A 14,133-nucleotide genomic window follows, 5' to 3' on the forward strand; every position below is an offset into this window, starting at 1 on the left:
CGGATTCCTTCAGCGGTTCGGCGGTGCGGTGATTCGCGGCCCGGCGGTTCGCGGCCCGGCGGTTCGGAGACCGGGCCGCGCGTCCTCTAGACGGCGACGGGTGCGGCGTCGACCGGCGCGGGGGAGCGGCCGGTGATCGCGAGGAACGCCTCCTGGAGGGAGGCGGCGGGCGAGCCCGCGTACCGGGACTTCAGCGCGGCCGGTGTGCCCTCGGCCACGACCAGACCGCCGTCGACCACGACGAGCCGGTCCGCGAGCGCGTCGGCCTCGTCGAGGTAGTGGGTGGTGAGCACGACGGACGTGCCGTACGTGTCCCGCAGCCGGCGCACCAGTTCCCACAGGTCGGTGCGGCTGCCCGGGTCGAGCCCGGTGGTCGGCTCGTCGAGGAAGAGCACCGCCGGGCGGTGGGTGAGCCCCAGCGCGATGTCCAGCCGCCGCCGCTGGCCCCCGGAGAGCGTCGCCGTCTTCCGGTCGAGCAGCTCGCAGAGGCCCAGTTCGGCGGCGAGTTCCGCGGCCCGGGACGCTGCCGCCGCCTTGCCGAGCCGGTAGAGCCGGCCCTGGGTGACCAGCTCCTCCCGGACGCTGATCTGAGGGTCGACACCGCCCGACTGGGCCACGTACCCGCACTTCTTCCGTACGCCGACGGGATCGGCGAGCAGATCGTGACCGGCGACGGTGGCCGCGCCGCCGGTGGGGGCGAGCAGCGTGGTGAGCATGCGCAGGGTGGTGGTCTTGCCCGCCCCGTTGGGGCCGAGGAGGCCGACGATCTCGCCGGCCGCGACCGTCATGTCGATGGAACGTACGGCCTCCACCGGGCCGGCCTTGGTGTCGAAGGTCCGGGCGAGCCCGGCCGTGCTGATGATTGGCATAGCGACCACAAAATCAGAGTCACTTAAAAATTGCAATGACACCAAATATTGAGGAGCCCCAGGAGAGCCCTACGATGAGGCCATGGCTGAGGGACTCAGGGAGCGCAAGAAGCGCCAGACCAGGCAGCACCTCTCGGACGTGGCCACCGGTCTCTTCCTGGAGCGGGGCTTCGACGCGGTCACGATCGCCGAGATCGCCCGCGCCGCCGACGTCTCGGTGAACACGGTCTACAACTACTTCCCGACCAAGGAGGACCTCTTCCTCGACCGCAGTCAGGGCATCGTCGACCGTCTCTCGCGGTACGTCCGGGGCCGGGACCGGGGCGAGTCCGCGGCCGACGCCGTCCTGCGCGAACTGCGCATCCAGGTCGAGGGCGTCTCGCCCGCCGTCGGCCTGATGGAGGGTTACGAACGCTTCATGCGGGTCATCGAGGGCGCGGACGGCCTCAAGGCCCGCCTGTGGCACGTACAGCAGGAGGTTCTTCGGCATCTGGAGGCGACGCTCCAGGAGGAGTCCGGGGCGGAGCCGGGGGACCCGACGCCGGTTCTGGTGGCCGGTCAGCTCGCCTGGGTGCACAGCACGCTCATTGCGTACATCGGCGGCGAGATGGTGGCCGGCCGCAGGGCGGGCGAGGTCTCCAGGGACGCGCTCGTCCTGCTCGACGACATGGAGGAGCTGCTCGGCGAAAAGGTCCTCAACTACGCCCGGCGCGCCGCTGAATGAGGGGTGCCGGTGTGATGTCCGTCATGTGAGACGTGACGCGCATCTCTTCACGGCCCCAGCGCCCCTCACGGGTACTAATCTCCGCCGGAGAGCATGTGAAAAACCGTTGAGGGCCGTGCAGGGACCAGCTGCAGAGGCGAACAGAAACCAAGGGGTGCAGACGTGGCCAGGAAGCTCGCCGTCATCGGAGCCGGACTCATGGGGTCCGGCATCGCGCAGGTCTCCGCCCAGGCGGGCTGGGACGTGGTGCTGCGTGATGTCACCGACGAGGCCCTGGCCCGTGGCCGTGACGGCATCGAGGCGTCGTACGGCAGGTTCGTCGCCAAGGGCAAGCTGGACGCGGCCGACGCCGAGGCCGCGCTCGCCCGCATCACGACCACCACCGACCTCGATGCGGTCGCCGACGCGGATGTCGTCGTCGAGGCCGTCTTCGAGAAGCTGGAGGTCAAGCACGAGATCTTCCGGGCGCTCGACAAGATCGTCCGGGACGACGCGGTGCTCGCCTCCAACACCTCCGCCATCCCGATCACCAAGATCGCGGCCGTGACCGAGCGCCCCGAGCGCGTCGTCGGTGTGCACTTCTTCTCGCCGGTCCCGATGATGCAGCTCTGCGAACTCGTCCGCGGCTACAAGACCAGCGACGAAACCCTCGCCACCGCGCGGGAGTTCGCCGAGTCCGTCGGCAAGACCTGCATCGTCGTCAACCGCGACGTCGCCGGCTTCGTCACCACCCGGCTGATCTCGGCGCTGGTCGTCGAGGCCGCCAAGCTGTACGAGTCGGGCGTCGCCTCCGCCGAGGACATCGACATCGCCTGCAAGCTGGGCTTCGGCCACGCCATGGGGCCGCTCGCCACCGCGGACCTGACCGGCGTCGACATCCTGCTGCACGCCACCGGCAACATCTACACCGAGTCGCAGGACGAGAAGTTCGCCGCGCCGGAGCTGATGCGCCGGATGGTGGACGCAGGTGACATCGGCCGCAAGAGCGGGCAGGGCTTCTACACGTACTGATCGTTTTCGGTCCTCCGGTTGCCTGATCTGCCGTCGATCGGGCCCGGAGGCACGGGGGGAGTCTCCCGGAATCAATGGGTCCGAGCGGACCCCCGCAGTTCCGCGGTCACTCCACGGGGTGAATTCGGTATCGGTTCGCTTACAGACGGCAACTTCCCTGTCCCTGTCGCAGTCAGTTGTGGCAGAGACAGAACAGACAGACGAACCTTTCTACGGAGCATGACAGGGGAGCGCATATGCACATCAGGGGCGACCACGCCGAGCTGGTCGTCGGGGGCCGCCTCGACGTCCGAAGCGCGGCGGACGCCCGTACGGCCCTGCACTCGGCCCTCGACGACGGCGTCGGCGACCTGGTGCTCGACCTGACCGAGCTGGATTCCTGGGACGCCACCGGACTCGGCGTCATCATGGGCGCACACCGCCGGGCCGGCCGGGCCGGGCGGCGGCTGGTGCTCCGCGGCGTGCCGCCGCAGATGCAGCGCCTGCTGGTGGCGACCCGGCTGCACCGCATCCTGGCCATCGAGGGCGGCATCGCCGCGGACTCGCTGCCCCGCGTCTAGACCCCGGGGCCTCTCGTCCGGATCGGGCCGGGCCCGTGCACCCCGGACGCATGCCACGGGCGAAAGCGCACAATCCGCACGAGAACGTGCGCTTCGGGCGGCGTGACCCCCCGACTGTGACGGGACACCGTGCGACCGTCTAGGGTTCGGCCGTCCGCCGATTGACGATCCCACCGGGCGGACACCGGACCGGAAACGACAGCGGGGCGTGCGAGGCCGGAGGGGCAATCGTGCGCGACGCGTCTGGGGGCTTTGGCGATGGACCCGACACACCGGGGACCGGAAGAGTACGGCCGGGACAACGGCGGCTTCGGTGAGGGGCCGGGCCGCAGACGGCCGGCCCGCGACCAGCTGACCCCGGAGCCCGGTCAGCCGACGCCGCAGGCCCGCGTCGTCCGGCTCATATCGGGCGACTACCTCCTCACCGTCAACCCGATCGACGGCAGCGAGGTCGAGTTGTGCCCGCCGGGGGAGCAGCCCGGCCCGCCCGCCCGGCGCACCGCGACCGGGCGCGCCGACCGCGAACGCGCCACCGCACCACCCGTACCCCCGGGCCCGCCCGCCCCCCAACTGCCGCTCCTGGAGCGCGCACAGGAGCGCGAACGGCTGGTGCGCCTGCTGGCCCAGGGCCGCTCGGTGCGGCTCACCGGACCGGCCGGATCCGGCCGTACGGCACTGCTCGACGCCGTCGCGGCCGACTGCGCCGACCTCGCACCGGACGGAGTCGTACGGCTCAGCGGCTACAAGCGCAACGCCACCGAGGTGCTGTACGGGCTCTTCGAGGCCGTCCACGACGCACCGCTGCACCGCCCCGACCGCACCCGGCTGCTCGACCTGGTCCGGAGCATCGGCGCCGTCGTGCTCCTCGACGACCTGGAGTTCGGCGGGGCCGCGCTGGAGGAGCTGCTCGACGCGACCCCGGAGTGCGCCTTCCTGTTCGCGACCGTTCCGGATGTCGCCGCGCCCACCACCGACTCGCACCTCGAAGAGGTCTTCCTCGCCGGCCTCGGCCGCGGCGCGGCGGTCGAGCTGCTGGAGCGGGCCGTCGAGCGCCCGCTCACCGACGAGGAGGCGAACTGGGCGGGAGACCTCTGGTTCGAGTCCGAGGGGCTGCCGCTGCGCTTCGTCCAGGCCGCCGCCCTGCTGCGCCAGCGCGACCTGCTGCGCACCGACCCCGAGGCGTACGGCGAGTACGGCGACCTGCCCGAGGACGCCCCGTTCGGGCACGACCAGGCCGTCGACGGCGTCCACATACCGCTGCCCAGCCTCGGAGAGGGCGCGGCCCCCGCCCCGCTGCTCGCCTCCCGGCTGAGCGGGGCCGCCCGCGACACCCTGCGCTTCGCGGTGGCCCTCGGCGGCGAGGTGCCGCACCAGGCCCATCTGCCGGCGCTCATCGGGGACACCCACGCGGACGCCGCGCTCGGCGAGCTGGCCGGCTGCGGGCTGCTCTCCCCGGCCGGTGCCCGCTACCGGCTCGCCGCCGGAGTCGTCACCCAGCTGGAGGCCGCCGGATACGGCGAGGACGCCACCGAGCGGGCCCGCACCGCCGCCCAGCACTACGCCTGGTGGGCAGGGCACCCCTCGGTCACCCCCGAGCGGGTGGCGGCCGAGGGCGACGCCGTCGTCGCGGCGATGGCACAGCTGGTGCCCGGCGACGGGGCGGGGCAGACCAGCGTGGCCGTGCTGCTGGCCCGCAGCGCCACCCCGGCCTTCGCGGCGGGCCTGCACTGGGGGGCCTGGGAGAAGGCGCTGCGGATCGGCCAGGAGGCGGCCAGGATCGCCGGTGAGGTCGCCGAAGAGGCTTACTTCCACCACGAGTTGGGCGTGCTCGCGCTCCTGGCCGGCAATCCGGACCGGGCCAGGGCCGAGCTGGAGACCTCGATCGGCATGCGCGGTGCGCTCGCCGACAAGTCCGGTGCGGTGGCCGGGCGTCGCGCGCTCGCCCTGGTCGCGGACCGTGCCGGCGGCCCGCTGCCCGTCGTCCTCACCCCGCCCGGGGACGAACTGCCCGTCCCGCGCGCCGAGGAGCAGACGACGCCGATCGTCGGCGTGCAGCCGTCCGTGACGCAGACTCTTTCGAGGCCGTACCAGGACGCCACCGCGGTGATCTCGCGGCAGAGCGCCCCGGCGCCCGGCCGGAACGCCAGGGGCGGGCGCTTCTCGGTGCTCGCCGGGGCCCGGCGCAATCTGGTCGCGACGGCCGCGGGCATACTCCTGACCGGTGTCCTCGGCACGGTGGTCGCACTCGGGCTGACCTCCGGCGACGACGACGTCCAGGGCAACCAGGACGTCACCACCGAGCAGTCGCAGGGCCCGCAGGACAGCGAGGACGAGACCCCGGCCGACAGCCCGGCCGACGGTGCGACACCGGCCGGCCCGGCATCCGGCAGTGGCTCGGCGACGCCCGGCCCGTCGAGCAGCGAGATCACGCCGAGCGGCAGCGGCACGCCGTCCGCGGACCCGACGGGACCGGGCGACACCCCGTCCTCGCCGGACACCTCGTCCAGCGGCAGGCCGTCGTCGCACGGGCCGACGAAGTCGCCCACCCCGACGAAGTCGACCAGGCCGACCAAGTCCCCGTCCCCGACCGACACTCCGACGGAGACCGAATCCCCCAGCCCCACGGACACGGCCACCGAGCCCGAGCCGTCCTCGCCCGACACCTCCGACTCGGCGAACGGACCCTCGTCCTCGTCCTCGTCGGCGGCGAGCGCGGACAGCGGCCCGGCCGTCGCCTGAGCCGCCCCTGAACGGACGAACGCCGGACGTGACACGCACGTCCGGCGTCGGGAACCGGTGAGGAGCGGGGGAGCGGGCGGGTCAGAACAGCCGGAGCTTGTCGTCCTCGATGCCGCGCATCGCGTCGTAGTCGAGAACGACACAGCCGATGCCGCGGTCCGTCGCCAGCACCCGTGCCTGCGGCTTGATCTCCTGGGCCGCGAAGACGCCCTTCACCGGGGCGAGGTGCGGATCGCGGTTGAGCAGTTCCAGATAGCGGGTCAGCTGCTCCACGCCGTCGATGTCGCCACGCCGCTTCAGCTCCACCGCGACGGTCCCGCCGTCGGCGTCCCGGCACAGGATGTCGACCGGTCCGATGGCGGTGAAGTACTCACGGCGGATCAGGGTGTAGCCCTCGCCGAGGATCTCGATGCGGTCGGCGAGCAGCTCCTGGAGGTGTGCCTCGACGCCGTCCTTGATGAGACCCGGGTCGACCCCGAGCTCGTGGGACGAGTCGTGGAGGATTTCCTCCATCGTGATGATCAGTTTCTCGCCCGCTTTGTTCACCACGGTCCAGACATCCGCGGTGTCGCCGGCGCCCTCCTTCAGCGTGCAGGGCGGTGACATCCAGTTGAGGGGTTTGTACGCCCTGTCGTCGGCGTGGATCGACACACTCCCGTCCGCCTTCACCAGGATCAGACGGGGAGCGGAGGGCAGGTGGGCCGTGAGCCGGCCGGCGTAGTCCACGGAGCAGCGGGCGATGACGAGACGCATGGTCGGCAACGCTACTCGACGAGGGGTGTTCCACGCGATTCTCCCCCTGCCACTCCCGTCACCCTGCTCGTGCACAAGGGGCGCAGTCGGGGCTTGCCCCTCTTTGCGCCCCTTCGTTATTGGCCGGTTGTGTTCCCAATCTCCTGGTGCGGCCCGGACCGCACCCTTACCGTGGAAGCAGGAGGTCGCCGTCTGTGTACGCTGCGTCGCCGTCCTCCTTCCCTGCCCGTAAGGCCCCGGCCCGGCGTCGGGGTCGCGAGAGGAGAACCCATGTCGCTCGACGTCTCACCGGCGCTGTTGGAACAGGCCGAGCGAGGCGAGGTCGACGAAGCCGACTTCGTCGACTGCGTCCGGACCTCCCTGCCCTACGCATGGGAGATGATCAGCTCTCTGGTGGCTCAGCTGAAGGTCGACGGCGGACAGTTCGCCGACAACCAGACGCCCCCGCCGGACGAGCAGGCACGTGGTCAGCTGCTGCGCGCGCTCGCGAGTGATGCGATCCGCGGCGCACTGCAGCGGCACTTCGGGGTGCGTCTGGCATTTCAGAACTGCCACCGCGTCGCGGTGTTCCCGCTGGACCCGTCGGTCGACGAGCGTCTGGCCCGCTTCACCTCGGTGAGGGGCCAGCTGCTCAACCAGTCGCCCGAACTACGGGACTGCTAAACGCTTGCTGCCGTTCCGGACCGCGATCGGCGCAATTGGTTCCGGAGCGGCAGCCCCCGTACCTTCCTCCTGCCGGTCAGGTGAGCAGGGGGAGCACCTCGGTGCCCAGCCGCGTCACGTTCTCCTCGGTGGCCGCCAGGTCACCCGAACCCTCCACCAGGAGCGCGAAGCGGGTGATGCCCGTCCGCTCGGCGGTGGCGGCGAGCCGGTCGGCGGCGAGCCGGGGCGGGCCCACCGGATGAATACCGCAGAGCAGCTCCGTGTACGCGACCGGATCGCGCATCACCCGGTGCCGGCCGTCGATCGTCACATGGGCGTCCAGCCCCTGTCGCAGCCAGCCCGGCATCGTCTTGACGAGCGTCTCCGTCGCCTCCTCGGGCCGGTCGGCGATCTGGGCCACCCCGGCGGACACGTGCCCGGCCTCGCGGACGCTCTCGGGCGAGCGGCCGGCGGCGAGTGCGGTGGAGCGCCACAGAGCGACCATGTCGGCCTTCTCCTGGTCCCCGCAGTGCATCCCGAGCAGCATCGGCAGGCCGTTCTCCGCGGCGAGCCTCACCGTCTTCGGGGAGGTGCACGCGACGACCACCTCGGGGCCGCCGGGGCTCTCGCCGCCGTCCCGCGCGAGCAGTTCGTCGGCCCGGGGGACCACGGCGACCTCGCGGAAGCCGTACCGCTCGCCGCGCCCGGCCACCCGTGGTTCGGCCAGCCAGTCGAGCAGCAGCTCCAGCGATTCCGGGAAGCCCTTCTCGTACGCCTCAAGGCCTCCGCCGAACACCTCCAGATCCACCCATGGGCCGCCCCTGCCGACGCCGAGCGTGAACCGGCCGCCGCTGGTGAGATGGAGCAGCGCGGCCTGTTCGCCGAGCGCCACCGGATGCTGGGTCGGCAGCACGCTCACCGCCGTGCCCACCCGGATCCTGCGGGTGCGGCCGAGCAGCAGCGCGGCCAGTGTGACGGCGGACGGGCAGACCCCGTACGGCACGAAATGATGCTCTGCCAGCCAGACCGAGTCGAGGCCGGATTCCTCCGCGACCTCGGTGGACCGGATCGCGCGGTGCAGCGCCTCCCCCGGCCCCTGCCCCGGAAACTGGGCTGCCAGTACGAACGTTCCCACACGCATGGCCAATTGCCTCCTTGCGGCCGACGCGGCTCTCCCCTATTGAGCAACAACGTCTGACACGTGCCAAAGGCACGGTCCAGTGGCAGGTTGTTGCGATTTTCCGGTAACTCATCCCTCCCGGGACACCGGCCCGCGCGGCGCCGGACGCCCGCGTCGGCCAAATGGCCCTACGCTGGACGGGAACTGCCCAGCCTGCCCCGTGAGGTGTCACGTGTCCCCGCGCCGCAACCGCCCCCGAGGCGGCGAGAGTCCCCACGACAGCACAGCGGAGCCGGGGGGCCGTTACGGTGGCGGGGGACGGGCCGAGGAGTGGCAGGGCGAGCAGTGGTCCGTCCGCCCGGTCAGCGGCGCGAGCGCGGCGGGCAAGCGCTACCGCTGCCCCGGCTGCGACCAGGAGATCCCGTCCGGCGTCCCGCACCTGGTGGCCTGGTCCGAGTACGGCGGCATCGACGACCGCAGGCACTGGCACAAGGCGTGCTGGAACGCGAAGGACCGCCGCACCACACAGGTGCAGCGGTCCAGGAACGCGCCTCGCTACTGAGCCTCTCGGGACAGGTCTCAGACGTCCCGGCGGTCCAGAGCGGCGAACGCCCCGAGCAGCGCCACGGCCGCGACGCCGAGCATGATCCACAGCGGGTCCCAGCCCGACGGTCCCGACTCGGCGACCGAGGTGGAGTAGAACGCGCTGAGCTGGTTGGGGATCGAGTACTCGAAGAGCTTCATCCGCAGGTCGGAGAGCGACTCCGCGAACATGAACATGGCCAGTACCAGCGGCAGCAGCACCACACCGATCATGATCGTGATCGCGCCGGCGGAGTGCCGGATGAGTGCGCCGACCGCGAGCGAGAGCAGCCCCAGCGCCGCGGTGTAGAGGCCGACACCGACCGTCGCGCGCAGCCAGTCGCCGCCGGAGGGCGTCGCGCCGCCGATGATCGCCGTCTGCAACACCGCGACCAGCGCGGTCGTCACGGTCGTGATCACGAAGGTGAGCAGGAAGAAGACGATCGCCTTCGCGCTCAGCACCCGGGCCCGGCTGGGGCAGGCGGTCAGCGTCGTACGGATCATGCCCGTGCCGTACTCCGACGCGATGGTCATCACACCGAGCGTGATCACGCAGATCGAGCCCAGCAGCACCCCGAAGAATCCGAAGCTGAGCACCGGCGTCGAGTCGAGACCGGACCCGGAGGCCCTGACGGCGACCGCGGCGAGCAGCCCGATGCCGAGCAGCAGCACGATCATCACGCCGAGCGTCCACATCGTGGAGCGCACCGAGCGGATCTTGGTCCACTCGGAGGCGATCGCGTCGCCGAGGGTGGCCCGGCGCATCGGGATCGGCGAGGTGTACGGACCGGCCGGTGCGGCCGGCGGGCTCTGCTGCGGGGCCTGCTGCTGCGGCGCCTGCGGGGTCGGCGGCGTTGTCATCGGGCGTCCTCGCTGGATTCGCGCTTGGTCAGGTCCGGGGCGGCGGGGGCCGGCTCGGCCGGGGGGCCCGCGTACGGGTTCTGTCCGGGCGGCGGCGGGGCGTACCAGTTCTGCTGAGGCGTCTCCGGCGGCTGCTGCGCGTACCCGTGCTGCGCGTACGCGTCGGGCGACGGCTGCTGCAGCCCCGCCTTCTGGTCCGCCGTCGAGCGGTAGTCCACGACGCCCTGGGTCATCCGCATGTACGCCTCCTCCAGCGAGGCCTGGTGCGGCGAGAGCTCCCACAGCCGGACGTCCGCCTCGTGCGCCACGTCGCTGATCCGCGGCAGCGGCAGCCCGGTGATCCGCAGCGCCCCGCCCGGCTCGGACATGACCTGTCCGCCGGCCTCGGTGAGCGAGGCGATCAGCTTCTCGCGCCGCTCCGCGGGACCGTCCGCGACCCGCACCCGGGCGAAGTCGGCCGAGTTGGCCGAGATGAAGTCCTTGACGCTCATGTCGGAGAGCAGCTGGCCCCGGCCGATCACGATCAGGTGGTCGGCGGTGAGCGCCATCTCGCTCATCAGGTGGCTGGAGACGAAGACCGTACGCCCCTCGGACGCCAGCATCTTCATCAGATTGCGGACCCAGAGGATGCCCTCGGGGTCCAGGCCGTTGACCGGTTCGTCGAAGAGCAGCACCTGCGGGTCGCCGAGCAGCGCCGACGCGATGCCGAGCCGCTGCCCCATGCCGAGCGAGAAGCCCTTGGACCGCTTGCGAGCGACGTCCTGGAGGCCGACGACGCCGAGCACCTCGTCGACCCGGGCGGCCGGGATGCCGGCGAGCTGGGCCAGTGAGAGGAGGTGGTTACGGGCGCTGCGCCCGCCGTGCACCGCCTTCGCGTCCAGCAGCGCGCCCACCTGACGCGGTGCGTTCGGCAGGCTGCGGAAGGGGTGGCCGCCGATCGTCACATGGCCGGAGGTCGGCTGGTCCAGGCCCAGGATCATGCGCATGGTGGTGGACTTGCCCGACCCGTTGGGACCCAGGAATCCGGTGACGGCACCCGGCCGCACCTGGAAGGAAAGGTTGTGCACGGCCGTCTTCGCGCCGTAGCGCTTGGTCAGGCCGACTGCCTCGATCATGCTCCAGCCCCATCGACTCACATCTGTCGTCGGGGCCCAGGCCATGTGGCCGCACGCCCCCGTAAGAGTTAGGAGGATATCCAGGCATTGACGGTTCCGGCCAAGCCGTTGTGCCGTGCGTCGCTTCGGGGCGGAGCGGAGGCGAGGCTTCCGGGCTGCTCGGAACGGCGCGCGGTGCTGCCCGGCGAGCGGTCAGGCGTCGCGTTTCTTCAGTACGACATAGCCGCCGATCAGCGCGGCAGCCACCCAGGCGACCAGGATCCCGAGCCCTCCCCACGGCCCGTACGGGGCCGGATTGCTGTTCATCGCGTCGGGGACCACCTGCATGATCTTGGAACCGGCCTGGTCCGGGAAGTATCGCGCGACCTTCTTCGCCCCCGGCACCGCCGACAGGATCTGGGAGACCAGGAAGAAGAACGGCATCAGGATGCCGAGCGACAGCATGGAGCTGCGCAGCATCGTCGCCACGCCCATCGAGAAGATCCCGATCAGCCCCATGTAGAGGCCGCCGCCCACGACCGCGCGCAGCACGTTGTCCGCGCCGATGTCCGTGTGGTGGTCGCCGAGCAGGGCCTGCCCGAGGAAGAACGAGACGAAGCTGGTCGCGAGGCCGACCACCAGGGCCAGCACCCCGGCCACCGCGACCTTGCTGAACAGGAACGAACCACGCTGGGGCACCGCCGCCAGCGAGGTGCGGATCATCCCGGAGCTGTACTCCGTACCGACCACCAGCACGCCGAAGACGACCATGGCCAGCTGACCGAGGACCATGCCGGAGAAGCTGATCAGGGTCGGGTCGAAGGTGGCCCGCTGCGCCACCGGGAGGTCGTCGAACTGGGAGTTCATCAGGGCGCAGAGCGCCGCACTCATCGCGACGGTGACGACGAACGCGGAGATCAGCGTCCAGACGGTCGAGGAGACCGTACGGATCTTGGTCCACTCGGAGGTCAGGACCGCGGGTACCGATGCCATCGTCGTCACACCCCCTTGCCACTGCCGGCGGCGGGGCCACCGGACTGCTGGTTCCACTGGTCGCCCCACTGCGGACCCGCCGGCGGTGGCGCCGGGGCATGGTCCGAGTGCGCGTGGTACTCCACGGAGTCCGCCGTCATCTGCATGAACGCTTCCTCCAGGGAGGCCCGCTGGGCACTCAGCTCGTGCAGCACGATCTGGTGCTGCGCGGCGAGCTCGCCCAGCGCCTCGGTCGTCGCGCCGTCGATCTCCAGCGTGCCGCCCCCGGTCTCGACCACGATCAGCCCCGCCTCGTGCAGCACGTCGCGCAGCCGCTCCTGCTGCGGCGAGCGCAGCCGTACGTAGCTGCGGGAGTTCTGGTGGATGAAATCGGCCATCGACGTGTCGGCGAGCAGCCGGCCCTGACCGATCACGATCAAGTGGTCCGCGGTGAGGGCCATCTCGCTCATCAGGTGCGAGGAGACGAAGATCGTCCGGCCTTCCGAGGCGAGCGTCTTCATCAGATTGCGGATCCAGTGGATGCCCTCGGGGTCCAGGCCGTTGACCGGTTCGTCGAAGAGCAGCACCTGCGGGTCGCCGAGCAGCGCCGCCGCGATGCCGAGCCGCTGGCCCATGCCGAGCGAGAAGCCCTTGGACTTCTTCTTCGCCACCGCGGTCAGCCCGACGGTGTCCAGCACCTCGGCGACCCGGCTCTCCGGGACGCGGTTGCTCTGCGCGAGACAGAGCAGATTGTTGTACGCGCTGCGTCCGCCGTGCATCGACTTGGCGTCCAGCAGCGCCCCGATGTACTTCAGCGGCTCTTCCAGCTCGCGGTAGTGCTTGCCGTCGATGCGCACCGAACCGCTGGTCGGGTTGTCGAGATCGAGCATCATCCGCATCGTCGTGGACTTGCCCGCCCCGTTGGGCCCCAGAAAACCCGTCACCATTCCGGGTCTGACCCGGAAGGAGAGCCGGTCGACGGCAACCTTGTTGCCGAAGCGCTTGGTGAGGCCATCGAGCTCGATCATGCGTTCACGCTAGAACGGCCGCGCGCCCGGCGCCACCACAAGGGCGGAACCGGGCGCGCAAGGGGTACAGCTGACGTACTCGGGGTCAGCGGCCCTGCTGAGCCGGAACACCACGGGTGACCGGCTCGTCGTCGGCGGGGGTGCCGGCTGCGGCGACCGCGGCACCGGTCAGCGTGGCCAGCATCTCGCGGACGTTGGTCAGCTGGGCGTTGATCGAGTCGCGGCGGTTGGTGAGCGCCGCCAGCTCGCGCTCCGATTCGCTGCGGATCCGGTCGGCCTTGGCGTTCGCGTCGGCCACGATGTCCTCGGACTGGCGCTGCGCGGTCTCCACCGTCTGACGGGCCCGGCGCTCGGCGTCCGTACGGAGCTTCTCGGCCTCCAGGCGGAGCTGCTCGGCGCGGTGCTCGATCTCGGCGAGACGCTTCTCGGCCTTGGCCTGACGGGACGCGAGGTCGCGCTCCGACTGGTCGCGGCGCTTGGCCAGGTTGGTCTCGAAGTCCGCGGCGGCCTGGGCGGCCTTGGCGCGGGTCTCCTCGAAGAGGGCATCCGCCTCCTCGCGCTTCTGCGCGGCGTCCTTCTGGGCCTCCGTACGCAGCGAGCCGGCCTCACCCTTGGCCTTCTCGACGATCCGGACGCCCTCGTCCTCGGCCTTCGCCTTGCGCTCGGCGGCGAACGTCTCGGCGTCGTTGCGCACCTGCTGGGCGGCCGACTCGGCGAGCTCGCGGTGCTGCTCGGCGGCGCGACGGGCCTCCTCGCGCAGGTCCTTCGCCTCCTCCTCGGCCAGCCGCAGGATCTTCTCCACGCGGGCACCGAGTCCGGCGTACGACGGCTCCGCGTCGTTCACCTGGGCCTGGGCGTTCTGCGTTTCGAGGTGGAGCTCCTCGATGCGCTTTTCCAGAGACGTGATGCGGGTGAGAGCACTATCACGGTCGGCGACGAGCTTGGTAATGCGGTCATCCACCTGACCGCGGTCGTATCCACGTCGCACGAGCTCGAAGCCGAAGGGGGAGGAAGGGTCGCTCATGGGGTTCCTGTCGAATGAGACCGGTGAGGTGTTAGAGGGAATCCTAGGGGCCGGGACGGCGTGTCATCGAGCGGATGCCCGTTTGATCTGGAGAATGACACCCCTTTTGAGTGGCTGAGCCCCGCAACCCTTGCCACTCGGAGGGTTGAACGTT

Annotated in this window: 14 protein-coding genes; 6 read left to right on the plus strand and 8 right to left on the minus strand. The window is 71.0% G+C overall.

Annotation, left to right across the window (positions count from 1 at the left end; all coding sequences use genetic code 11):
- Nucleotides 1-86: 86 nt before the first annotated feature.
- Nucleotides 87-869: an ABC transporter ATP-binding protein gene (locus ACGF8B_RS06445; protein ID WP_392735297.1), complete on the minus strand. Its 783-nt coding sequence runs from the start codon at nucleotides 867-869 to the stop codon at nucleotides 87-89.
- Between the two features lie 82 nt (nucleotides 870-951).
- Between ACGF8B_RS06445 and ACGF8B_RS06450 the strand changes: the two genes are divergently transcribed.
- The 4 genes from ACGF8B_RS06450 to ACGF8B_RS06465 all read left to right on the plus strand — a co-directional run bounded on the left by ACGF8B_RS06450 (nucleotide 952) and on the right by ACGF8B_RS06465 (nucleotide 5,903).
- A complete protein-coding gene (locus tag ACGF8B_RS06450) occupies nucleotides 952-1,593 on the plus strand; it encodes a TetR/AcrR family transcriptional regulator (RefSeq protein ID WP_392735299.1) in 642 nt (213 codons plus the stop codon).
- 162 nt (nucleotides 1,594-1,755) lie between these two features.
- On the plus strand, nucleotides 1,756-2,604 hold the full coding sequence (locus tag ACGF8B_RS06455) for a 3-hydroxyacyl-CoA dehydrogenase family protein (RefSeq protein WP_392735302.1): 849 nt from the start codon (nucleotides 1,756-1,758) through the stop codon (nucleotides 2,602-2,604).
- 236 nt (nucleotides 2,605-2,840) lie between these two features.
- Nucleotides 2,841-3,164: an STAS domain-containing protein gene (locus ACGF8B_RS06460; protein WP_072486732.1), complete on the plus strand. Its 324-nt coding sequence runs from the start codon at nucleotides 2,841-2,843 to the stop codon at nucleotides 3,162-3,164.
- A 258-nt stretch (nucleotides 3,165-3,422) separates the two neighbouring features.
- A complete protein-coding gene (locus tag ACGF8B_RS06465; protein WP_392735305.1) occupies nucleotides 3,423-5,903 on the plus strand; it encodes an ATP-binding protein in 2,481 nt (826 codons plus the stop codon).
- An 81-nt stretch (nucleotides 5,904-5,984) separates the two neighbouring features.
- Here the strand turns inward: ACGF8B_RS06465 and nucS are convergent, their stop codons facing one another.
- A complete protein-coding gene (nucS, locus tag ACGF8B_RS06470) occupies nucleotides 5,985-6,656 on the minus strand; it encodes an endonuclease NucS (protein ID WP_392735307.1) in 672 nt (223 codons plus the stop codon).
- Between the two features lie 270 nt (nucleotides 6,657-6,926).
- On the opposite strand from nucS, the gene ACGF8B_RS06475 reads away from it, so the two are divergent.
- Nucleotides 6,927-7,319, plus strand: a complete 393-nt coding sequence (locus ACGF8B_RS06475; protein ID WP_392735309.1) for an SCO5389 family protein — start codon at nucleotides 6,927-6,929, stop codon at nucleotides 7,317-7,319.
- 76 nt (nucleotides 7,320-7,395) lie between these two features.
- Here the strand turns inward: ACGF8B_RS06475 and ACGF8B_RS06480 are convergent, their stop codons facing one another.
- Entirely contained in the window at nucleotides 7,396-8,439 is a 1,044-nt protein-coding gene (locus tag ACGF8B_RS06480) for an LLM class flavin-dependent oxidoreductase (RefSeq protein ID WP_392735311.1), read from the minus strand.
- A 211-nt stretch (nucleotides 8,440-8,650) separates the two neighbouring features.
- On the opposite strand from ACGF8B_RS06480, the gene ACGF8B_RS06485 reads away from it, so the two are divergent.
- A complete protein-coding gene (locus ACGF8B_RS06485; protein ID WP_259931852.1) occupies nucleotides 8,651-8,980 on the plus strand; it encodes an ATP/GTP-binding protein in 330 nt (109 codons plus the stop codon).
- A gap of 17 nt (nucleotides 8,981-8,997) precedes the next feature.
- On the opposite strand, the gene ACGF8B_RS06490 is transcribed toward ACGF8B_RS06485, so the two are convergent.
- The 5 genes from ACGF8B_RS06490 to ACGF8B_RS06510 form a co-directional block, all read right to left on the minus strand.
- Nucleotides 8,998-9,861, minus strand: coding sequence for an ABC transporter permease subunit (locus ACGF8B_RS06490; protein WP_392735313.1), 864 nt, complete (start codon nucleotides 9,859-9,861; stop codon nucleotides 8,998-9,000).
- Nucleotides 9,858-10,976, minus strand: a complete 1,119-nt coding sequence (locus tag ACGF8B_RS06495; protein ID WP_392735315.1) for an ABC transporter ATP-binding protein — start codon at nucleotides 10,974-10,976, stop codon at nucleotides 9,858-9,860. The genes ACGF8B_RS06490 and ACGF8B_RS06495 overlap by 4 nt, the downstream gene beginning before the upstream one ends.
- A 192-nt stretch (nucleotides 10,977-11,168) precedes the next feature.
- Nucleotides 11,169-11,948: an ABC transporter permease subunit gene (locus ACGF8B_RS06500; RefSeq protein WP_392735317.1), complete on the minus strand. Its 780-nt coding sequence runs from the start codon at nucleotides 11,946-11,948 to the stop codon at nucleotides 11,169-11,171.
- A gap of 5 nt (nucleotides 11,949-11,953) precedes the next feature.
- Complete coding sequence (locus tag ACGF8B_RS06505; RefSeq protein WP_392735319.1) at nucleotides 11,954-12,955, minus strand: ABC transporter ATP-binding protein; 1,002 nt, start codon at nucleotides 12,953-12,955, stop codon at nucleotides 11,954-11,956.
- 85 nt (nucleotides 12,956-13,040) lie between these two features.
- Nucleotides 13,041-13,979 carry a cellulose-binding protein gene (locus ACGF8B_RS06510; RefSeq protein ID WP_072486740.1) on the minus strand — a complete coding sequence of 313 codons (939 nt, stop codon included), beginning with the start codon at nucleotides 13,977-13,979 and terminating at the stop codon, nucleotides 13,041-13,043.
- Nucleotides 13,980-14,133 lie beyond the last annotated feature (154 nt).

The sequence above is a fragment of the Streptomyces sp. NPDC047917 genome (assembly GCF_043204345.1).
GTDB classification, from domain to species: Bacteria; Actinomycetota; Actinomycetes; order Streptomycetales; family Streptomycetaceae; genus Streptomyces; species Streptomyces sanglieri.